This window comes from Saccharopolyspora gloriosae (assembly GCF_014203325.1).
Lineage (GTDB): Bacteria > Actinomycetota > Actinomycetes > Mycobacteriales > Pseudonocardiaceae > Saccharopolyspora_C > Saccharopolyspora_C gloriosae.
This window is the reverse complement of the sequence record NZ_JACHIV010000001.1, coordinates 2,282,700-2,303,643: the sequence shown is the minus strand read 5'-3', so window position 1 is coordinate 2,303,643 and position 20,944 is coordinate 2,282,700. Positions and strand designations below refer to the sequence as shown.

15 protein-coding genes are annotated in these 20,944 nt (G+C 71.3%); 4 read left to right on the top strand and 11 right to left on the bottom strand.

Annotation, left to right across the window (positions count from 1 at the left end; genetic code table 11):
* Positions 1 to 3: 3 nt before the first annotated feature.
* The 5 genes from BJ969_RS10415 to BJ969_RS10395 all read right to left on the bottom strand — a co-directional run bounded on the left by BJ969_RS10415 (position 4) and on the right by BJ969_RS10395 (position 6,899).
* Positions 4 to 978: an ABC transporter substrate-binding protein gene (locus BJ969_RS10415; protein WP_184478743.1), complete on the bottom strand. Its 975-nt coding sequence runs from the start codon at positions 976 to 978 to the stop codon at positions 4 to 6.
* Positions 979 to 1,016: 38 nt separating this feature from the next.
* Positions 1,017 to 1,856 carry an ABC transporter ATP-binding protein gene (locus BJ969_RS10410; protein WP_184478742.1) on the bottom strand — a complete coding sequence of 280 codons (840 nt, stop codon included), beginning with the start codon at positions 1,854 to 1,856 and terminating at the stop codon, positions 1,017 to 1,019.
* A gap of 456 nt (positions 1,857 to 2,312) precedes the next feature.
* Entirely contained in the window at positions 2,313 to 4,136 is a 1,824-nt protein-coding gene (locus BJ969_RS10405; RefSeq protein WP_184478741.1) for a multicopper oxidase family protein, read from the bottom strand.
* 608 nt (positions 4,137 to 4,744) lie between these two features.
* Positions 4,745 to 5,836, bottom strand: a complete 1,092-nt coding sequence (locus tag BJ969_RS10400) for a tartrate dehydrogenase (protein ID WP_184478740.1) — start codon at positions 5,834 to 5,836, stop codon at positions 4,745 to 4,747.
* Positions 5,837 to 5,936: 100 nt separating this feature from the next.
* A complete protein-coding gene (locus tag BJ969_RS10395) occupies positions 5,937 to 6,899 on the bottom strand; it encodes a LysR family transcriptional regulator (protein ID WP_246456734.1) in 963 nt (320 codons plus the stop codon).
* A 98-nt stretch (positions 6,900 to 6,997) separates the two neighbouring features.
* Between BJ969_RS10395 and dctA the strand changes: the two genes are divergently transcribed.
* The 3 genes from dctA to BJ969_RS10380 all read left to right on the top strand — a co-directional run bounded on the left by dctA (position 6,998) and on the right by BJ969_RS10380 (position 12,818).
* The gene (dctA, locus tag BJ969_RS10390) at positions 6,998 to 8,389 is read left to right on the top strand and encodes a C4-dicarboxylate transporter DctA (RefSeq protein ID WP_184478739.1); all 1,392 of its coding nucleotides are present in this window, start codon (positions 6,998 to 7,000) and stop codon (positions 8,387 to 8,389) included.
* 94 nt (positions 8,390 to 8,483) lie between these two features.
* Entirely contained in the window at positions 8,484 to 8,807 is a 324-nt protein-coding gene (locus tag BJ969_RS10385) for a CU044_2847 family protein (RefSeq protein ID WP_184478738.1), read from the top strand.
* A 75-nt stretch (positions 8,808 to 8,882) separates the two neighbouring features.
* Positions 8,883 to 12,818 carry an nSTAND1 domain-containing NTPase gene (locus BJ969_RS10380; RefSeq protein ID WP_184478737.1) on the top strand — a complete coding sequence of 1,312 codons (3,936 nt, stop codon included), beginning with the start codon at positions 8,883 to 8,885 and terminating at the stop codon, positions 12,816 to 12,818.
* Between the two features lie 459 nt (positions 12,819 to 13,277).
* Here BJ969_RS10380 and BJ969_RS10375 read toward each other — a convergent pair whose 3' ends face one another.
* Positions 13,278 to 14,240 (bottom strand): NAD(P)-dependent alcohol dehydrogenase, encoded by a 963-nt coding sequence (locus tag BJ969_RS10375; protein ID WP_184478736.1) that lies wholly within the window; start codon positions 14,238 to 14,240, stop codon positions 13,278 to 13,280.
* Between the two features lie 97 nt (positions 14,241 to 14,337).
* On the opposite strand from BJ969_RS10375, the gene BJ969_RS10370 reads away from it, so the two are divergent.
* A complete protein-coding gene (locus tag BJ969_RS10370) occupies positions 14,338 to 14,997 on the top strand; it encodes a TetR family transcriptional regulator (protein WP_184478735.1) in 660 nt (219 codons plus the stop codon).
* Between the two features lie 11 nt (positions 14,998 to 15,008).
* Here the strand turns inward: BJ969_RS10370 and BJ969_RS10365 are convergent, their stop codons facing one another.
* The 5 genes from BJ969_RS10365 to BJ969_RS10345 form a co-directional block, all read right to left on the bottom strand.
* Entirely contained in the window at positions 15,009 to 15,638 is a 630-nt protein-coding gene (locus BJ969_RS10365; RefSeq protein ID WP_184478734.1) for an MBL fold metallo-hydrolase, read from the bottom strand.
* Between the two features lie 48 nt (positions 15,639 to 15,686).
* Complete coding sequence (locus BJ969_RS10360) at positions 15,687 to 16,769, bottom strand: S-(hydroxymethyl)mycothiol dehydrogenase (protein ID WP_425503542.1); 1,083 nt, start codon at positions 16,767 to 16,769, stop codon at positions 15,687 to 15,689.
* Between the two features lie 299 nt (positions 16,770 to 17,068).
* Positions 17,069 to 17,656, bottom strand: coding sequence for a sarcosine oxidase subunit gamma (locus BJ969_RS10355; protein ID WP_184478732.1), 588 nt, complete (start codon positions 17,654 to 17,656; stop codon positions 17,069 to 17,071).
* Positions 17,649 to 20,486 (bottom strand): 2Fe-2S iron-sulfur cluster-binding protein, encoded by a 2,838-nt coding sequence (locus BJ969_RS10350; RefSeq protein ID WP_184478731.1) that lies wholly within the window; start codon positions 20,484 to 20,486, stop codon positions 17,649 to 17,651. Before BJ969_RS10350 ends, BJ969_RS10355 begins: the two co-directional genes overlap by 8 nt.
* Positions 20,483 to 20,761, bottom strand: a complete 279-nt coding sequence (locus BJ969_RS10345; RefSeq protein ID WP_184478730.1) for a sarcosine oxidase subunit delta family protein — start codon at positions 20,759 to 20,761, stop codon at positions 20,483 to 20,485. The genes BJ969_RS10350 and BJ969_RS10345 overlap by 4 nt, the downstream gene beginning before the upstream one ends.
* Positions 20,762 to 20,944 lie beyond the last annotated feature (183 nt).

The window sequence follows — 20,944 nt, the reverse complement described above, 5'->3', positions numbered from 1 at the left end:
CGGTTACGCCTTCAGCGCGGCGACGGCGGCGTCGACGTACTGCGCCATGGAGCGGGGGCCGCCGAACATCCACAGCGAGTCGGGGAAGCGGTGCACCTCGCCGCCGCGCACGAACGGCAGGCCCTCCCAGATCGCGTTGCCCTTCAGCTCGTCCGCGTACGGGTCGCTCTGGGCGCTGGCCCCGTACCAGAACCGCACGTCGGGCAGCGCGGTCAAGCCCTCCACGTCGGCCCGCGCGAGCCCGTAGGCCGGGTCGCCCGCCATCGGCCACGCGTTGCGCAGGCCGATGCGTTCGAACACGTCGGACACCAGCGAGCCCTTGGCGAACGGCCGGATGCTCACCGCACCCGAGGTCACGTAGGCGTCGGAGAACGCGACCTGCTCGCCGAGCGCACCCGCCCGTTCCACGGCGGCGCGTCCTTCGGCGATCTTCGCGTCGAACTCGGACCGCAGCTGCGCCGCCTGGTCCTCGGTGCCGGTGGCCTCGGCGATCATGTCCACGTTCCGGAACATGGAGCCGATGGAGTCCTTCGCGTCGCCGCCCTTGATGACGATCACCGGCGCCACCTGCTCGACCTGCTCCAGCGCGCCTTCGGTCAGGCTATCGGTGACGACGACCAGGTCCAGGTCCAGCGAGCTCAGCGCGTCGATGCTCGGCTCGCCCCGAGTGCCGATGTCGGTGGAGGTCCCGTCCAGCGGAGCCCCGCTCACCCACTCACCATAACCATCCACATCGGACACTCCGACGGGCGTCACGCCGAGCGACACGAGTGCCTCGGTGCCGTTCCACTCGGTGGCCGCGACCCGTCGGGCCGGTCCGTCGAGCGTGACCTCCTTGCCGCGGGAGTCGACGATCGTGATCGGCTCGCCGCCGTTCGCGGGCGCGTCGGCGCCACCTGCCTGCTCGGTGGTGCCGCAGCCTGCCGCGAACAGCGCGACGACCGCGGACAACCCGATGATCACACGGGTGCTGCGCATGTCTCTCCTGCCTGGGGAGTGGTGACCGGCGACGCCGATCAAGCCGATGGGATGCGGACGCCGGGGGAGTTGAACCGGCCGACGGCGCGGGTGCGGATGCGCCCGTCCGCCGGGTCGGTCTCCACGTCCACCTGGATGCCGTAGGCGCGGGTGAGGTGCGCCGAGGTGAGCACGTCGCGCGGGGCGCCTTCCGCGGTGACGCTGCCGTCTTCGAGCAGCAGCAGCTGATCGGCGATGGCGGCGGCCTGGTCGAGGTCGTGCAGCACGACTCCGACGCCGACGCCGTGCTGATCGGCGAGGTCGCGGATCACGTCGAGGATCTCCACCTGGTAGCGCAGGTCGAGGAAGGTGGTCGGCTCGTCGAGCAGCAGGAGTTCGGTGTCCTGCGCCAGGCAGCTCGCCAGCCACACCCGCTGCGCCTGCCCACCGGAGAGGGCCTGCACCGGCCGGTCGGCGATCGCGGTGAGCCCGGTCAGCGCCATCGCCCGTTCCACGGCGGCGGGGCCTTCCGGGTCGCGCCCGCCCCAGCGGGACCGGTGGGGGTGGCGCCCGAATTCGACGAGTTCGCGCACGCTCAGCCCGCCCGGCGCCGTCCGCTGCTGCGACAGCAGCGTGATCCGGCGGGCGAGCTCTTTGCCGGACAGCGCCCGCAGTTCGGCGCCGTCGGCGAAGGCGACCTCGCCCGCGACCGGCGGGTGCAGCCTGGCGAGGGCGCGCAGCAAGGTCGACTTCCCGCTGCCGTTCGGCCCGATCAACGCGGTGACCGCACCCGCGTCGAGCGAGATCGACGCCGCGCGCACCACGACGTCCCGCCCGTAGGCGACGTCGATCTCACGGGCGCGCACCCCGGCAGCGGACGGCGAAGAAGTCAAAGGCACAGCCGTACACTAAAGACAGCCTTACCTAACCCACAAGAGTGTCAACCAGCACAATCCCGACAACCACCCCCAGCAACCCCCCGATCACCACCCGCCCCCAAGCAAACCCCCACCCCCAAACAACCCCGCGAACCCCGAAAACAGCACACCCCCACAAGCCGAAACCAGCCCCCACGGCCCGCCCGTTCTACGACGAAACCATGCGTTGGGCCCAAAGACCGTGCTTTTGCGGCGTAGCCGTGCCTTGGGCTGCGAAGCAAGCCTGCATTGCGGCGAAGCCGTGCCTGTATGTGCGAAGCACATAGCCCACGTCCAAAAGGTGACCACCGGCGGGTTCTCAGCGGGCTTCTCGCGAGGACGGCTTTTTCCCTCGTGGCGGAGCCACTTGGGAAAAAGATCCCGCAGCGAGAAGCCCGCTGAGGTTCCGCCACCCGACCACCCGAGCAAAACGAGCCGTCAAACCCCCCGATAAGACTCGTGGCCGTGGCCTCCTCTGTGGGGGTGGAAATCGGCTACTTCGGCGGGGTGGACGACGAAGGGGCGCATCATGCCTTCGTCTTCGTGGTCGAGGATGTGGCAGTGGTACATGAACTGGCCGGTCGATTCGCCGAAGCGGCCGAGCACGCTGACCCATTCGCCGGCGGCGACGGCGATGGTGTCCTTCCGGCCGCGTTCGTGCTGTTCCAGCGGGATGTCGGTGAATCCGGCGGCGGGTGTGGTGGTGCCGCCGAGCGCCACGTCGAAGTCCGGGGTGAAGCCGCGGCGGGCGGCGACTTGGAACTGCACCAGGTGGATGTGCATGGGGTGCGCCGGGCCGCCGAAGTGGATGAAGTTCCACTCCACGGTGCTGTCGTGCTTGACGAAGATGCTCACGGTGTCGTCGAACAGCGACGCGACCTGTTGGAACGTCCTGGTCCGCCCGGTGCGCGGGTCGGTGACCTGGATGAGGTTCTCCGCGGGCAGCGGGGGGATGTCGCCGTCGAGCTCCCGCAGTTCCCACATCTGCGGGTGCGCCATGCCCGCCGTGCCGGGTGGCACCAGGGCGATCCACACCTGGTCGTGCTCGTCGGGCACGTGCGCGAGCCGGAGCGGTTCGGCGGGCAGCGACTCGGGCAGGCGGGTCGCACCGCGGTCGGGGCGGCCGCGCACCCGGAACTGCACGATGTCGGGTTCGAGGGCGGCGTTCGGCTCGGTGTTGGTCAGCCGCAGCGCACGTCCGCGGAAGTCGTCCCGGCCGAAGTCGATGGCGAGGTCGACGCGTTCCGCCGGTGCCAGCACCAGCCCTGCTTCGGGAAGCGGGACCGGGCGGGGCAGCAGCCCGCCGTCGGTGCCGATCACGCGCACGGCGTCGTTCTCGGAGCCGCCGTCCTCGTTGATGAGGTTCAGCCGGTAGAACCGGGCGTTGGAGGTGTTCGCCAGCCGGAACCGGTAGGTGTCCCGGTCGACGTCCAGGTGCGGCCAGATGACGCCGTTGACGAGGGTGAACGGCCCGATGAACGGCACCAGTGCGGTGCCGATCGCGTCGACCTTGAACAGCAGTTGCCCGGTCAGGTCGCCGTCGGTGTCCGTGTCGAGGTTGCGGTCGCAGATCAGCAGCGGGATGTCGTGGTCGTCGGGCAGCCCGAGCGCTCGTTCGCGTTCGTCGCGGATCCGGTACGCGCCGAACAGTCCTGCGTGGACGTTCCAGCGGGTGATGGCCATGCCGTGGTCGTGGTACCAGAGGCTCGCGGCGGGTTGCCGGTTCGGGTATTCGGCGAGCTGGGAATGGCCGCGCAGCACGGCGTTGTGCGCCCAGCCGTCGCTGCCGCCGTTCGCGTCGGCGCCGTGCAGGTGCGTGACCAGCCAGGCGGGCACGTCCGGGACGCCTTCGATGTGGGCGGCGCCGTCGGCTGGGCTCCCGTCCGCGTTGCGCGGATAGCCGGGATTGTTCGACGACAGCTCGGCGGGCGGGGTTCCGGCGGGCGCCAGCGGCACCCGGACCGCGACGAGCGGCATGGTGCCGGTGACGTCGTTGGTCCAGGACACCCGCAGCCGCTGGTTCCGCTCGACTTCGATGGTGGGCCCGGGGAAGTGCCCGTCGTAGGCCCACAGCACGGTTTCCGGAAGTTGACCGTGCAGCCGGCGCCGGGTCGTGACGGCGCGCACTTCCAGTTCGGCGCCGCGTCCGCGCGGGCGCCGCACGGGCGGCACCGGGAGCGGGTCCAGGAACTTCGTCAGGCCGAACGTCGGCCCGCCGTCCACCCGTTCGGCCACCGCGGGCCGTGCCGACAATTCCGCCATGCGCTGGTCCCCCACTTCGCGCTTCGAGAATCCCCTGCGCACGACCCGAAAACGTGTTCTCGGCCGGGCGTGCGGTGACGCGACCGCCGCGCGCAACCCCCTGCGGCGACGGCTCCCGTCCTGCTGGGCGGACGGCCGAGAGCACGCCCACCGAGGCTCCAGTGGACAGCCGAATTCGCCGATCGCACAAGGGATTCGGCGCATCGATCACCCGCCCGCGCCATCACGATCACTCGAACGGGAGTCGATCACGCGGACGCCCGGACCGAAGCGACTGCACTCGGACTCCTCGAACGCGAGGGGAAAACCACAGCACCGCAACGAGATCATCTCCGGTCGGCTCGCGACGGCGGAGCCGGGCTCACGCCCCGCTAGCGCCCCGGAGAGGGGCCTCAACGCCCGAAGCACTCCAAAACGTCCGATCAGAGCGATCTTTTGCTCGTTGTCCTGTCCGCGGCGAAGCCGCTGAGCAGTGACCAGCTTGAGCAAGAAGACCCCCCGCGGGTTCTCAGCTGCTTCCTCGCGAGGACGGCTTTTCCCTCGTGGCGGAGCCACTTGGGAGAAAGATCCCCCAGCGAGAATCCCGCTGAGGTTCCGCCACCCAACCCCTACGCAGGCCATTCCGAAAGGACCCCCAAAACGGCTTCAGTGACCTCGTCCGTTTTCGCGTTTCCGCCTACGTCTGGTGTGAGGACGCCCGCGGCGGCCGTGGCCTCGATGGCGGCGTTGAGCCGGGCCGCCTCGGCTTGCAGCCCGAAGTGGTCGAGCATGAGGGCCGCGCTCCCGATGGCGCCCGCCGGATTCGCCAGGCCCCGGCCGGCGATGTCCGGCGCGGAACCGTGCACCGGCTCGAACATCGACGGGAACCGGCGGTCCGGGTTGAGGTTCGCGCTGGCCGCGAGCCCCAGGCTGCCCGCCAGGGCGGAACCGAGGTCGGACAGGATGTCGGCGTTGAGGTTCGAGGCCACCACGACCGACAGGTCCTCGGGCTTGAGCACGAACTTGGCCGCCATCGCGTCGACCAGCACGCTCTCGGTCTCGACGTCGGGGTAGTCCCGCGCGACGCGGGTGAAGGTCTCGTCCCACAGCACCATGCCGAACTGCTGGGCGTTGCTCTTGGTCACCGAGGACACCTTCTTGCGCGGGCGCTCGCGCGCCAGGTCGAAGGCGAACCGGATGATGCGCTCGCAGCCGCGTTCGGTGAACAGCGCGGTCTGCAGCGCGACCTCGTTGCCCTCGCCCCGGCCGGAGAGGTTCCGCCCGCCGAGGCCCGCGTACTCGCCTTCGCTGTTCTCCCGGACCACGACCCAGTCCAGGTCGGCGTCGTCGGCCTTGCGCAACGGGGAGGTGATGCCGGGGTGGAAGTGGACCGGCCGGATGTTGGCCCACTGGTCGAAGTTCTGGCAGATCTTCAGCCGCAGCCCCCACAGGCTGATGTGGTCCGGGACCGACGGCCAGCCGACGGCGCCGAAGTAGATCGCGTCGAAGTCGCGGAGGACGTCGAGGCCGTCCTCGGCCATCATCCGGCCGGTGCGGGTGTAGTACTCGCAGCTCCAGGGGAATTCGGTCCAGTCGAAGGCGAACGTCCCGCCGGAGGCCGCCGCCATCGCGTCGAGGACGGTGCGCCCGGCGGCCACGACCTCGGCGCCCACGCCGTCGGCGGGGATGGCGGCGATCTTGTAGGTGGTCGGTGCTGACATCGATGCGGCTCCCGTGTCGGTGGTCCGTGCCGCGTCGAGTCAAGCCCGCCGGTGCGCGGACCGTCCAACACGCGTTCGCGATCCGACTCATAGGCACCGCCTATCCGGGCTCGCCGGAGGCCAGGTAGTCCACGGGCCGGTGTTCCCGCGCCACGGCGCGGAACGCGCTCGCGGCCGGGGTCAGCGGGGCCGCGCGGCCGACCAGCGACACGCGCAGCTGCGCCGGGTGGTCGATGCGGGCGATCCGGGCACCCGCCCGGCGCGCCAGCGGCACCCACCCCGCGGGCAGCACCGCCGAGCCGACGCCCTGCAGCACCAGCGGCAGCACCGACGTCCGGTGCGCGACCTCCGCGGCGATGCGCACGTCCACTCCGGCGGCGAGCACGTCGTCGACGATCCGGCGCATCAGGCTGCCCGGCGGCGAGGCGATCAGCCGCACGCCGGCGAGGTCGGCGGGGCGGACCGGCTCGTCCGCGGGCAGGTCGAGGCCGGTGTCGCCGACCAGGTAGAACTCCTGCGCCTCCAGTTCCCGCACCTCCACGCCGGGTGGGTTCGGCACCTCGGGCGCTCCGATCAGCCCGAGCTCGCAGGAGCCGTTCTTGATCTGCTGAACCACCTCGTCCGGGGTGAACGCGGCCTCCGCCCCGACGGTGACGCCGGGGTGGCGCTCGCAGAACGCGCGGGTCAGCGCGCCCAGCGGTTCCACCCCGGGCGAGGGCATCGTGGCGATCTCGACCCGGCCCCGCAGCAGGCCCTTCACCGAGTCCACCGCCGAACGGGCCGACCGCAGGTCGCGCAGGACCTGGCGGGCCGGACCCACGAGCTCGGAACCCGCGTCGCTGAGGACCACGCCGCGCCCCACCCGGTGGAACAGCGGCACGCCGAGCTCCCGCTCCAAGCCCGCGATCCCTTGCGACAGCGAGGGTTGCGCCAGGTGCAGCGCCTCCGCCGCCCGGCCGAACCCGCCGTGGTCGACCACCGCCAGGAAGTACTCCAGCCGCCGGGCGTCCATCGGCGCGACCTCCAGCCGGGCGCCCGTACCCCCAGGTGACGGGCGTTTCATCGGAAGAACCTATGAGTCGGTTAGCAACATACTCTTGGACGCCGCCGCTCCCGCCGGGTCACCGTGGTGCCCACGTTTCCCGGGATCAAGGAGGATTCATGGGCGGGGTGCCGCAAGACGGCGACGGCAGGCCGAAGCGCAAGCGCTGGTACCGGCAGCTGTACGTGCAGGTGCTCGTCGCCATCGCCGTCGGGATCCTCGCCGGCTGGCGGTGGCCCGATCTCGGCGAGGCGATGGAGCCCATCGGCAGCACCTTCATCACGGCGATGAAGATGCTCATCGGGCCGATCGTCTTCCTCACGATCATCGGCGGCATCGCGAACGTCGCCGATCTCAAGAAGGTAGGCGTCACCGGCCTGAAAGCCCTCACCTACTTCCAGATCGGCACCATCGCGGCGATGACCATGGGCCTCGTGGCGATGAACCTCTTCCGGTTGGGCGAGGGCGTGCACGCCGACCCCGCGACGATGCGGACCTCCGAGTCGGCCCAGCAGTACGTGGAGCAGGGCGAGGCGCGGCACTGGTGGGAGATGTTCACCCAGCTCGTCCCGGAGAGCTTCTTCGGCGCGTTCGTCGAGGGCGACATCCTGCAGATCATCTTCCTCGCGGTGCTGTTCGGGATCGCGATCAAGGCGGTCGGCGCCGTCGGCGAACCGCTCATCGCGGGCGTCAACCGCTGCACCGCGGTCGTGTTCGCGGTGCTGGGCTTCGTCATGAAGGCCGCGCCGCTCGGCGCGTTCGGTGCGATGGCCTACGCGGTGGGCGCGTTCGGGCTGTCCACGTTGAGCAGCCTCGGCTCGTTGATCGTGCTGTTCTACGCGACGTCGATCGTGTTCGTCGTGGTCGTGCTCGGCGGGTTCCTCGCCGCCTACGTCCGGCTCAACATCTTCCAGCTGCTGCGCTACCTCAAGGAGGAGTTCTTCCTCGTCCTCGGCACCTCCACCGCCGAACCCGCGCTGCCGGGGCTGATGCGCAAGATGACGTTCCTGGGCGCCGATCGCGCCACGGTCGGGCTGGTCGTGCCGACCGGGTACAGCTTCAACCTCGACGGCGCCGCGATCTACCTGTCGCTGGCGACCCTCTACATCGCCCAGGCCACCGACACCCCGCTGAGCGTCGGCCAGCAGCTGGGGCTGCTCGCGGTCATGCTGCTCACCTCCAAGGGAGCGGCGGGCGTCGCCGGGGGCGGTTTCATCGCGCTGACCGCGACGCTGTCCACCCTCGGCACCGTCCCCGCGGCGGGCATCATGCTGATCTTCGGCATCGACAAGTTCATGTCCGAGTGCCGTGCGCTGGTGAACTTCTACGGCAACGCGGTGGCGACGCTGGCCATCGCGAAGTGGGACGGCGACCTCGACCTCGACCTCGCCCGCCGGGTCCTGGCCGACCGCTCCTCCGCCGACCGCGCGGTCGCCGCCGACGAGTCCGCGACGTCCGATTCGACCGGCCCGGAAGTGAGGAAACCCGCTCCCGAGGCGACCGCGTCCTGAACCTCGCCGGAAGTTCTCGAAACCTCCCCTGCGGCGGCCGCTGTTCGGCTAGGTTCGATCACGTCGTCAATGTCGTGAGCTCGGGGGCAGCGGGATGTCGGATCTGGTCAGGATGCCGTTGGAGAACGGCGGCGAACTGCTCATCGAATCGACCGACGGGCAGGGCTCGATCCCGGTCGGCGGTGGCGGCAAGGTCGTGCAGGCCTCCGAGACCGTGCAGAAGGCGATGGGCAACATCCGGTCCGCCGCCGAAGCGGTGCTCGGTGAACTCCGCGCGATGGAGCAGCCGCCGTCGAAGGTGAACGTGCAGTTCGGCATCAAGGTGACCGGGGAGGCGAGCCTCGCGGTCGCGAAGTCCTCCGGTGAGGCCAACTTCAACGTGACCATCGAGTGGAACGACGTCAAGCCGGACAAGTGATTCCGGCCGGAGGTCCTGGACGAGGACGGGTGCGCCGCCGAGCTCGGCCGTCCGGAACCGCGCGGGTGCCGTGCCATGAACGAACGTCCTGACCCGGCCGCGGCCGAACCGCTGGCCGCGTCGCTGGTCCGCCTCGTCTGCGGCGGGCGGTTGCTCGGCACCGGTTTCACGCTGCCCGGCGGCCTGATCGCCACGTGCGCGCACGTCATCGCGGGATTCGACGACGTGCGGGCGCAGTTCCCGCTGCTCGGCTCCGACGGTTGCGCGGTGGACGTGGTCGAGCGCGACGACGTCGAGGACGTCGCGATCCTGGAACTGCTCGCCCCACCGGAGCGGGCACGGCCCACCCCCGTCCGGCTGGACTGCGACGTGCGCGACCACCGGTTCCGCGTGCTCGGGTTCACCGACGCCGAACCGGACGGCGTCTGGGTGTCCGGTTCCCTCGCGGGAACGCAGGGCCGGGGTCGCGTCCAGATGCGGGTGGATCCCGATCACGAACGCATCGTGCGCGGGTTCAGCGGATCCCCGGTGTGGGACGAGGAGCTGGGCGGCGTCGTCGGGATGGTCGTCACCCGGTCCGGGACGACCGCGACGACGGCGCACCTGGTGCCGGTGTCGTCCTTCGGCAGGTGGCCCGCCGACGCGCCCAACCCGTACCTCGGGCTGGCGCCGTTCGGGCCGGAGGACGCCGCGCGCTTCCACGGCCGGGACGAGGCGGTCGAGGAGCTGCTGGGCCGCCTCACCTCGCGGGACCTGGTCGCCGTCGTGGGGCCCTCCGGAAGCGGGAAGTCGTCGCTGGTCCGAGCCGGTCTGCTGCCCCGGCTCGCGCGGCAGGGCGTCGCGGTCGCCGAGCTGCGCCCCGGTGACCCGCTCGGCTCCGTCCCGGTCTCCGACGGCGAAGCGGTGCTGTTCCTGGACCAGTTCGAGGAGTCGGTCATCGCCGACCCCGACGCCGCCCGCGAGCGGCTGGCGCAGGTCATCGCCCGGATCGACGCGGCACCGGGCGGTCGGCTGCGGGTGGTGCTGACGTTGCGCTCGCGGTCCCTGGACGCCCTGATCGGGCCCGGCACCCGCGAGAAGCTCAACGACGCGGTGTGGCTGCTGGACCCGATGGACCGCGACGACCTCCGCGCGGCGATCGTGCGTCCGGCGGAGGACGGCGGGCTCGCGTTCGAGGCCGGGTTGGTGGACGCCGTCCTGCACGACTGCCCGCCGGGGCACGGCGCGCTCCCGCTGCTGTCCGAAGCGTTGAAGCAGCTGTGGGACCGCCGGTGCGGCAGCTGGCTCACCCACGCCGCGTACCAGGAGCTCGGAGGACTTCCCGGAGCGTTGCGCAAGCACGCCGACGCCGCGCTCGCCGCCTTCGGCCCGGCGGAGGCGGCGCGCGCCGAGCGGCTGCTGATCAGCCTGACCCGGCCCGACGGCGACGGCGGCCACACGCGCCGCCGCGCGGACCTCGACGAACTCGGCGACGACCTCCGGTCCGTCGCCGACCGGCTCGCCGCGGCACGGCTCGTCGTCATCCGGGAAGGGCAGGTGGAACTGCCGCACCAGGCCCTGATCGACCACTGGCCGAGGCTGCGCGAACGGCTCGACGAGGACGCCGTCTTCCTCGCCTGGCTGGCGAGGCTGGACGACCTGCGCGACTCCGGCGGCCAGCTCAGCGGCGCTCCGCTCGCCGAAGCGGCGCAGTGGCGGCGCAGGCGCCCCGACGACGTTCCCCCGCCGCAACGGGAGTTCATCGCCCGCAGCGAGGACGCGCAGCGCCGGTCCCAACGCCGCTGGCGCACCATCACCGCGATCTCGGTGGCCCTCGCGCTCGTCGCCGTCCTGCTCACCGGCGCCGTCGGGAAGTTCGCCGGCGACGTCGACGAGCAGCTGCGCACCAGCAACGCCCGCCTGCTCGCACAGGCCGCCGAGCGGGCCGCCGAGGTCGACCCGCGTCAGGCGCTGCAACTGGTCCTGGCGGCATATCGGGAGAAACCGGACAGCGACGAGGCTTATGCCGCCCTGTTCGAGCAACGCCTGCACTGGGACGGGGTGCACCGGGTCCTCGGCCCCGGCCTGATCCCGGACGCCGACGTCTCGCAGCTGCAGGCGAGCTCCGACGGCGGTGTCGTGCTGGCGCACCACTCCGATCCGGCCGCGCCCCCGACGTTGTGGTCGGGCCTCGCCGGACCGCACCCCCGGCACCGCGACCTCCCGGTCGATCCGGTCGTGTCCCCCGCGGGCCAGGTGGGGCTCAGCCCGGACGGCCGGATGCTGATCGTGTTCGAAAGCGGACCGAACAGGGGCGTCCGGCTCCTCGACCTGACGGATGAGGACCGGCCGATTCCGCTGGTGGCGCAGGACGATTCGATCCTGAACGACGCGAACGCCGCCGATTTCAGCTGGAACAGCCGGTTCCTCGCGCTCTACTCGCGCACAGCGCGGCAGCCGGTGCACGTGTGGGATCTGGTGACCGGGCAGGAGGTCCCCAACCGGATCGCGCTCGATCCCGGCACCCCGCTGACGGCGGTGCACCCGTCGTCGGACGGGAAGTCGCTGATCACCGAGCGCAGCGGCGGCGCAGGCCCGGACATCGTGGAGCGCCTAGACCTGGCTTCCGGCGCGATCCTCCGCACCCACCCGCTCGAATCCTCGGACGTGCTCGCGGGGAACGGGACGGTGCTGGCGCGGTGCGCGGATACCGCGGTGCAGGTCGTCGACCTGCGCACCGATCGCGTCACCGAGCTGCCCGGCACCCCGTGCAGCGGCCTCCACACCGACCTCACCGGTCAGTACGTGCTGTCCGACGTCCCGTACCGGAACACGCAGGCGATCATCCACTGGCCGACCGGGCTCCGGACGTTCGCGGGCGCCTTCGACGTCGACACGGACGTGGCAGAACTACCGGCTCTGGTGCCGGGCGCCGACGGGGAGCTGACGTCCGTGCACCAGCGCGACGGCGCGGTGGAAGCGAGCGCTGTTCCCACCGTGGCCGAGCAGGTGCGCGGCGAGTCGTTCGCGGCGTCCGAGGACGGGCGGCGGTGGCTCACGGCGCGCGACGCCGGTGTTCCCGGCAGCGCGGAGCTGACCTTGCACGACGCGGACGGCACCGTGCTCGCGACGGCGGCCGTCCCCGATCCGGACGGCACCTTCCTCTCCGCGTTCACCGCGACGTTCGACGCGACCGGTGAGCACCTCGCGGTCGCGCACGAGTCGACGCTGCGCTTCTACCGCACCTCCGATCTCGTCTTGGAGGGCGAACGGACGCTGCCGACCCCGCCAGGCCACGATCCTTCGGAGCGCAGCGAGGACACCCGGAACATCTCGGTGGCGCGGGCGGCGGACGGCGAGTTCGTGGTCGGCAGCGCGGGAATGCTGTCGTCCTGGGACTTCCGGACGAAGGACCGGACGGCACCGCCCGTCGTGCTGGGGCAGGCGGACGCGCGAGGACGGTTGCCGAAGGACCCCCAGGTCACCGCCCGCCCCGGACACCCCGGCGAGCTGCTGGTGGCGCTCGACGGGCGGCTGCTGCTGTGGGACGTCGCGTCCCGCAAGCCGCTGCACGAGTTCCCGCTGGACGGCTCCGGTGCCACCGTGCGAGCGGTCGTGTCCCAGGACGGTTCGACCGCCGCCGTCACCGGGGGCTACCCGAGCCGGATCACGCTCGTCGACCTCGACGAGCGGGTGGTGCTCCCGAAGATCAACGCGGACACCGGCGACGCCCTCGGCTTCTCCGGGGACCACCTGTTCACCGAAGACGATTCCGAGGGCCTGCAGATCTGGAACTTGAAGGAGCGCCGGCTCGCGGGGACCGTCGCGTCGAACGCGACCGGAACGGACGTTCCCGCGATCGAAGGTGGCGTGTTCTTCGCCGACTCGACGCCGTCGCGGCGGAGTCCGATCCCGTTGGATCCGGACCGGTGGTTCCACGACCTGTGCCGACTCGGCGACCGCGACTTCACCGAACCGGAGACCTCCGTCCTGCGCCAACTCGACGTGACCACCGAACGCCCCTGCGACTGACCACCCGCCATTGATCTTGGCTTTTCCCGTGAGCAACGTCCGTGGCCGTTGTCCTGTCAACGGCGAAGCCGCTGTACAGCGACCAGCTTGCGCAAAACGACCACCCGCGGGTTCTCAACGGCTTCCACGCGAGGACAGCGATTTCGCCGTGTACCGGGCATACATCAGAAATCGCGGCCACACCAGGAAAACAGGCAGCGAAGAAGCCGCCGACCACCTGTCTTTGATCCAGCCGCTCCGAGCGAGCGACATTCCTCATCCTTCTCCTGTCAGCGGCGAAGCCGCTGAGCAGTGACCAGCTTGAGCAAAACGACCACCGGCGGGTTCTCAGCGGCTTCCTCGCGAGGACAGCGATTTCGCTGTGTATGGCATACATCAGAAATCGATCCCGCAGCGAGGAAGCCGCTGAGGTTCCGCTGAGCGACCCACTACTCAAGCCAAGGCCAAACCAGCGGTTCGTCAGTCGACGGTGATCAGGTACTTGCCGCGCACTCCCCCGGCTTCCAGCGCCCGGTGCGCCGCCGCCGTCTCCTCCAGCGGGAAGCGCGCGTCCACGGCGGGACGCAGGTTCCCCGCCGCCACCTCGCGGGCGAGGTCGTCGAACAGCGCCCGCGTCGGATTACCGCTGAAGAAGCGCACTCGCCCGCGCCCGTGCACGGCGCTGGCGGCGATGGAGCCGAGCGACGCGGCGGGCCGCGCCAGGTCGAAGGCGATGGTCACCATGCGCCCGCCCGGCACCAGCAGCCCCCGGAAGGCGCGCAGGTCCGTGCCCGCGGTGTCGAGGACCACGTCGAACCGGCCCAGGTCCCGCGGTGCGGCGCTGCGGTGGTCGATGGCGTGCTGAGCGCCGAGCTCGCGGACGAAGTCCAGGTTGGCCGCGCGCGCCAGGCCCGTGACCTCGGCGCCCCAGGCCCGTCCAAGCTGGACGGCGGCGTTGCCGACGCCGCCCGCCGCACCGCGGACGAGCAGTCGTTCGCCGGGGCGCAGCCCCGCCTTGTCGCGCAGTGCCGTGATGGCCGTGGTCGCCACCGGCAGCGCGGCGGCGTCCACCAGGTCCACGCCCTCCGGGATGTGGCCGAGCCGGTCGGCCCGCACCGCCACGTACTCGGCCGCGCTGCCGAAGCCGGTGCGCGGCAGCACGCCCCAGACCCGGTCGCCGACCGCGACGCCCGTCGCACCGGTGCCGAGCGCGGCGACTTCACCGGTGAAGTCCAGGCCGATGCGCTGCGGGAACCTCCTCCCGGTGAGGAGGCGGACGCGGCCGGCGCGGGCCGCGAGTTCGCCGCCGTTGACGCTGAACGCGCGCACCCGCACGAGCACTTCGCCGCGCTGCGGTTCGGGGCGCGGTACCCGGCCCGCGTACAGCACTTCGGGGCCGCCGTAGCGGTCGAAGAGCACGGCTCTCATCGTGCGGTCGTCCATCGTCGCCACCTTCGCAGGAGCAGGGCCGGTATCGAGGCCGAGCGTAGGCTGCGAAGTGGACGGCACCGTCCGTTTCAGCCGGAGGTGAGAGACAGTGGTGGCGGAATCTTCTCGGATACCGGACGACGAGGGGCTGCGGGCCGACGCCCGCCGCAACCGGGAACGCATCCTCGTCGCGGCCCGCGCGGTGTTCGCCGAGCACGGGATCGAGGCACCGATGGCGACCGTGGCCCGGCGGGCCGGAGTGGGCGTGGCGACGCTGTACCGCCGCTTCCCCGCTCGCGACGACCTGGTGCGCGCCGCGTTCGCGCGGCAGCTGGAGACCTGCGGGCAGGCGCTCACCGAGGCCGTCGCCGACCCCGACCCCTGGCGGGGCTTCCGGCGGCTGGTCGAGACGGCCTGCGAGCTGCAGCGGGAGGAACGGGGGTTCTCGGCCGCGTTCGCGACCGCCTTCCCCGGCAGCACCGCGGACCACGCGCGCCGCGCCGAACGGGAGCTCAAGGCCCTGATCCGCAGGGCCCAGGCCGCGGGCGCGCTGCGCGCCGACTTCCACCCCTCCGATCTCGGTGTGGCCCTGCTGGCGCACTGCGGCCTGGTCGCCGCCCTGCCGCACGACAGGGCGGCGTCCCGGCGCCTGGTGGCGTACCTGCTCCAGTCCTTCCGCGCCGAAGCGGCGCGGGAAGTCCTGCCACCGCCCAGCGATCTGCCGCTGCGCAACCTCCCGCTCACAGCCGACCGGCCCCCGGCGCGGCCCTGATCCGCGGCTGTTCAGTAGCCGCGCGCGACCCACTCCTCGAAGTGGGGTTTGACGGCGCCGATCGTCGTGCTCTCGCCGTGCCCGGGGCGCACCCGAGTCCGGTCCGGCAGCACCAGCAGTCGCTCCCGGATCGACTTCGTGATCGTCCTGAAGTCGGAGAAGGACCGCCCGGTCGCACCGGGCCCGCCCGCGAACAGCGTGTCCCCGGTGAACACCGTGCCGAGGTCGGGGCAGTAGAAGCACACCGACCCCGGCGAATGGCCCGGCGTGTGCACGACCTGCAGCACCGCCCGCCCCACGGCGATCTGCCGCCGGTCCGCCAACCCGTCATCCGGCATCCGCTCCGGGTGGGTCAACCGCCACAGCGGCAGGTCGTGGGGGTGCAGGTGCAGCGGGGCGCCGACGGCGTCGGCGAACTCGGGCGCGAGCCGGACGTGGTCGTCGTGGGCGTGGGTGGCCAGCACGGCGCGCACCTTCCGCCCCGCCACCAGGTCCCGGATCGCGTCCAGGTCGTGCGGAACGTCGATCACGACGCACTCGTGCTCGTCCCCGACGACCCAGGCGTTGTTGGTCACCTCGTGGACTTCTCCGTCGAGGGAGAACTTCCCCGTCGTCGTACCGTGATCGATGCGAACGGCCATCTTGATCCCTTCCAGGTCGTCCTGTTCACCCTCGTCCGGCGTTCGGCGTCAGAACGTGACCACCGAGCGCAGGACCTCGCCGCGGTGCATCTTCTCGAACGCCGCCTCGACGTCGTCGAGCGCGATCTCCTCGGTGACGAACTTCTCCAGCGGCAGCCTGCCCTGCTGGTAGAGCTCCGCCAGCATCGGGAAGTCCCGCTCCGGCAGGCAATCCCCGTACCAGCTCGACTTGAGCGATCCGCCGCGCGCGAACACGTCCAGCAGCGGCAGTTCGAGCCGCATGTCCGGCGACGGCACGCCGACCAGCACCACCGTGCCCGCGAGGTCGCGCGCGTAGAAGGCCTGGGTGTAGGTCTGGGGCACGCCGACGGCGTCGACGACGAGGTCCGCGCCGTTGCCGCCGGTCAACTCGCGGATGGCCTCGACCGTGTCGGCTTCGGCAGCGTTGACGGTGTGGGTGGCGCCGAATTCGCGCGCCCACTCCAGCTTCGCCGGGTCCTTGTCCACCGCGATGATCCTGCGAGCCCCCGCCATGTCGGCTCCGGCGATGGCACCGTTGCCGACGCCGCCGCACCCGATGACGGCGACCGAGTCGCCGGGCCCCGCGCCGCCGGTGTTGACGGCGGCACCGATGCCGGCCATGACACCGCAGCCCAGCAGCCCGACCACCGCGGGCCGTGCCGCCGGATCCACCTTCGTGCACTGTCCTGAGTGGACCAGCGTGCGCTCGGCGAAGCCACCGATCCCCAGCGCGGGCGAGAGCGGCGTGCCGTCGTCGAGGGTCATCGACTGCGCCGCGTTGTGGGTGTCGAAGCAGTACTGCGGACGGCCGCGCCGGCACGCCCGGCACACCCCGCAGACCGCCCGCCAGTTCAGCACGACGAAATCTCCCGGTGCCACGTTGCCCACGCCGTCGCCGACCGAGTCGACGACGCCCGCGACCTCGTGGCCGAGCAGGAACGGGAATTCGTCGTTGATGCCGCCTTCGCGGTAGTGCAGGTCGGTGTGGCAGACCCCGCACGCCTGCACGCGCACGACGACCTCGCCCGGTCCCGGGTCGGGAACATGAATCGTGGTGACCTCGACGGGCTTGCCTCGTCCGGTCGCCACCACGCCACGCACTGCGGTCACTGGCGGAACTCCCATTCCGTGTGGGGATGTGTTGACGGTCTTCGCGAACCGAGAACGATCTCGTCGTTCCAGGCAAGCGGCGTTCGTCGTCGTTGTCTTGTCAGCGGCGAAGCCGCTGAGCAGTGACCGGCTTGAGCAGGCCGACCACCCGCGGGTTCTCAGCGGTTTCCTCGCGAGGACGGCTTTTTCCCTCGTGGCGGAGCCACTCGGGAAAAAGCTGTGACACCCGGCCAGGGGCGCAGCGAGGAAACCGCTGAGGTTCCGCCACCCGACCCACCGAGCAAGCCGGGAACAAATCCTCAGTTCGCGTATTCGGCTGACGCGTCGATCAGCCAGTCGGCGACGTAGCGGGCGAACGAGGAGCGCACCAGCAACCAGAAGCTCGGCTGCTCGGCGTCCCGGCACACCAGGACCACGCCCGCCCGTGCCAGCAAGGTCTGCGCACAGCGGTCCGCCCCGAACACGCGGGGATGCAGGTCGAGCGCGCACCCCTTGTTGAGGACCTCGCGCGCCTTCGGACCCGAGACCTCCAGGATCGTGCGGTTGGCCGACAGGTCCACCACCGCTCCGTGCTCGTCCCCCAGCGCGGCGAAGAGGATGTCCTGAATGGACTCCGCGGTCCCCTCGCGGCCCACCAGCAGCCACTCGTCGGGGCCCAGCCACAGCGCCAGCAGCTCCCCGGCCCGCACGGTGGTGCCCGGCAGGTTCGGCGGCATCGCGCCGATCGCGGTGCCGATGCGTTCGGCCGCGACCCCCTTGGGGTCCACCCGGAGCCCGACTTGGGCGAGGAAGGGGATTTCGGTGATCCGCACGGCACCGGGCACCGAGTGCCGGTCCAGCAGGTCCGCGCGGGAGGTCAACGGGGAATCGCCGTAGGGCTCAGCCATCGCGGCGTGCTCCTTCCTTGTCGTAGAAGACGGGTTCGGTCACTTCGAGCGCCACGAGCCGACCGCCGATCGGGCTGTAGACGGTGTCCCCGATGCGGTCCCGCCCGCCCTTGAGCAGGGCCAGCGAGAACCCCTTGCCGAGCACGGCGCTGCGGTAGCTGGACGTGACGTGCCCGAGCATCGGCACCGGCGGCGCGGGCAGCACCTGGGTCTCCACCAGCTGGGCGCCTTCCGGGACGACCAGGATGTCGTCGTGCGGCAGCAGCCCGACGAGCTGCTTGCGGTCGGCGCGGACGGTGTCGGCGCGGCTGAACGACCGCTTGCCGAGGAAGTCCGGCTTCTTCTTCGACACCGCCCAGCTCATCCCGAGGTCGTGCGGCGTCACCGTCCCGTCGGTGTCCTGGCCGACGATGGGGAAGCCCTTCTCGGCGCGCAGCACGTGCATCGTCTCGGTGCCGTACGGGGTGATGTCGAACGGCTCCCCCACGTCGTAGAGCGCCTCCCACACCTCGCGGCCGTACCAGCGCGGCACGTTGATCTCGAAGGCCAGTTCGCCGGAGAAGCTGATCCGGCACACCCGCGCGCGCCGCCCCGCGACGATGCCGTCCTGCCAGGACATGAACGGGAAGTTCTCGTTGTCCAGGTCGAGGTCCGCGGCCACCCGGCGCAGCACCTCGCGCGAGCGCGGACCGGCCAGCGCGATCGTGGCCCAGTGCTCGGTGACCGAGGTCAGGTGCACCCGCAGGTGCGTCCACTCCGTCTGGAGCCAGTCCTCCAGCCAGTCCAGCACCCCGGCGGCGCCGCCGGAGGTGGTGCTGATCAGGTACCGCTGCTCGCCGGTGCGCATCACGGTGCCGTCGTCGAAGACCATGCCGTCGGCGGTGCACATCAGCCCGTAGCGGATGCGGCCGAGCTTGAGCGTGCTCATCTTGTTCGTGTAGACGAGGTCGAGGAACTCCGCCGCGTCCGGGCCCTGCACGTCGATCTTGCCGAGCGTGGAGACGTCCTGCATCCCCACTCCGGACCGGACCGCGTGGCACTCCCGCAGGACGGCGGTGTCCATCTTCTCGCCGGGCAGCGGGTAGTACCAGGGCCGCTTCCACTGGCCGACGTTCTCGAACGGGGCGCTGTGCTCGACGTGCCAGTCGTGCATGGCGGTGACGCGAACCGGGTCGTAGAGGTCGCCGCGGTCCCGGCCGGCCAGCGCGGCGAAGGCCACCGGCGCGTAGGGGGCGCGGAACGTCGTGTTCCCGACCGAGGCGAAGTCCCGCCCGAGCAGTTCGGCGATGATCCCGGTGGAGTTCGTCCCGGAGGTCTTGCCCTGGTCGTGGGCGGTGCCGATCGTCGTGTAGCGCTTGATGTGCTCGACCGATTCCATCCCGGCGCCGATGGCCTTGCGGATGTCGGCGACCGTGACGTCCCGCGCGAGGTCCACGAACTGGCTGGTGCCCGCGGAGTCCGCGGGGCTCGGCAGCAACCACGCGGTGCGCCCCTGCGGCGCGGGGAGATTCTGCGCGGTGGGCAGCGGCCCGAGCTCCGCGTCGTACCCGGCGGCGCGGGTCGCGGCCAGCCCGGCCTCGGCGCCGGAGCGCAGGCACTCGGCGGTGGTGAACGCGCCGGTCGCGGCACCCGCCGAGCGGACTCCGCCGTCGATGTCACCGGGCACGAGGGCGCCGATGTCCTCGGCGTAGCGTAGCGCGCCGCGTCCCTGCGAGTGCAGGTGCACGGCGGGGTTCCAGCCCCCGGAGACCAGCAGCAGGTCGCAGCCCACGACCTGGCGGACGCTCATCATCGCGTCGGTGCGCAGGTTCGCGAGGTGCACGCTGGTGATCCGGTCGGTCCCGGAGGTCCCGGCGACGGTGGCACCGGCCCGGATGGTGATCCCGCGCTCCACGCACAGCGAAGCCCAGTACGCCGGAGCGACCTCGCGCACGTCCACGATGGCGGCGACGTCGGCCCCGGCGTCGTGCAGGTCGATCGCCGCCGCGTACGCGCTGTCGTGGGTGGTGAACACGACCGCGCGCCGCCCCGGCAGCACCCCGTACCGGTGCAGGTAGGTGCGGGCGGATCCGGCGAGCATCGTGCCCGGCCGGTCGTTGCCCGCGAACACCGGCGGCCGTTCGTGCGCGCCCGTCGCCAGCACCACCTGCCGGGCGCGGATGCGCCAGATCCGCTGCCGGGTGTGCGCCTGCTCGCCCCGGTGCTCGACGGCCACGAAGTAGTTGTCCTCGTAGTGGCCGAACACCGACGTCCGCGTCAGCAGCCGGACGTCCTGGCAGGAGCGGAGTTCCGCGACCGCTCGCGAGACCCAGTCGGTGGCCGGGGCCCGGTCGAGCTGCTCACCGGTGCCGAGCAGGCTGCCGCCGAACTCGGTGTCCGCGTCGGCCAGGACGACCCGCGCCCCGCTGCGGGCCGCGGTCAGCGCGGCGGCGAGACCGGCGGGCCCGCCGCCGACGACCAGCACTTCGCAGTGGGCGTGCATCGCGTCGTAGCGCGCCGGATCCGGTTCGGTCGCGAGGCGTCCCTGGCCGGGCAGGCCGGTGGCTTCGAGCCCATCGCGCAGCTCGACCGTCGTCGCGGTCAACATCGGCTCCGGGAACGGCCGCTCCACCTGCACCAGCGCGTTGGGCTCTTCGGGACCCGCCGCCATGATGCCGCGCGGGCGCCCCAGCTTGATGCTGGTCGAGACCTGGTGAACCCCGTTGGCCAGCAACGCCGAGGCGAGCGTGTCGCCTTCGTAGCCCTGGAGTTCCCGGCCGTCGAACCGGAACCGGACGGGGCACCCGCGGTCGATGCGACCCCCCTCGGCGAGCCTGAACTCGTTGCTCATCTCGTCACCGCCCCTGCTTCGCTCGCGTCGTCGTCGACGTGGATCTCGTTGGTCACCGTGTTGCGGCGGAGCGTGAACCAGCGCCGGCACCCCGCCTGGTGCGACCAGCGCTCCGCGAGCACGCCCTTCGGGTTGTCGCGGTAGAACAGGAAGTGCGCCCAGTCCACATCGGACACGGAGTCCGGATCCTCGGGATAGCTCACATCGGCCTGGCCGCCGTAGTGGAACTCGATCTCATTGCGCGGCCCGCACCAAGGGCAGGGAATCAGCAGCACGGCGAACTCCTCAGACTGCGTTTGATCTCATTGTGCGTACGGGGTCGGGTAGCGGAACCTCAGCGGCCTTCTCGCTGCGGGATCCATTTCTCAAGTAGCTCCCTACTCCGCGAAATGGCTGTCCTCGCGAGAAGGCCGCTGAGAACCCGCCGGTGCTCCGGCTGCGTACGTGGTCACTGCTCA

What these genes read in the sequence shown, in the direction of transcription:
- BJ969_RS10365 (WP_184478734.1), bottom strand. Translation starts at nt 15,638, where the DNA reads ATGGCCGTTCGCATCGATCACGGTACGACGACGGGGAAGTTCTCCCTC.
- BJ969_RS10385 (WP_184478738.1), top strand. Translation starts at nt 8,484, where the DNA reads ATGTCGGATCTGGTCAGGATGCCGTTGGAGAACGGCGGCGAACTGCTC.
- BJ969_RS10400 (WP_184478740.1), bottom strand. Translation starts at nt 5,836, where the DNA reads ATGTCAGCACCGACCACCTACAAGATCGCCGCCATCCCCGCCGACGGC.
- BJ969_RS10405 (WP_184478741.1), bottom strand. Translation starts at nt 4,136, where the DNA reads ATGGCGGAATTGTCGGCACGGCCCGCGGTGGCCGAACGGGTGGACGGC.
- BJ969_RS10375 (WP_184478736.1), bottom strand. Translation starts at nt 14,240, where the DNA reads ATGGACGACCGCACGATGAGAGCCGTGCTCTTCGACCGCTACGGCGGC.
- BJ969_RS10380 (WP_184478737.1), top strand. Translation starts at nt 8,883, where the DNA reads ATGAACGAACGTCCTGACCCGGCCGCGGCCGAACCGCTGGCCGCGTCG.
- BJ969_RS10350 (WP_184478731.1), bottom strand. Translation starts at nt 20,486, where the DNA reads ATGAGCAACGAGTTCAGGCTCGCCGAGGGGGGTCGCATCGACCGCGGG.
- dctA (WP_184478739.1), top strand. Translation starts at nt 6,998, where the DNA reads ATGGGCGGGGTGCCGCAAGACGGCGACGGCAGGCCGAAGCGCAAGCGC.
- BJ969_RS10355 (WP_184478732.1), bottom strand. Translation starts at nt 17,656, where the DNA reads ATGGCTGAGCCCTACGGCGATTCCCCGTTGACCTCCCGCGCGGACCTG.
- BJ969_RS10415 (WP_184478743.1), bottom strand. Translation starts at nt 978, where the DNA reads ATGCGCAGCACCCGTGTGATCATCGGGTTGTCCGCGGTCGTCGCGCTG.
- BJ969_RS10395 (WP_246456734.1), bottom strand. Translation starts at nt 6,899, where the DNA reads ATGAAACGCCCGTCACCTGGGGGTACGGGCGCCCGGCTGGAGGTCGCG.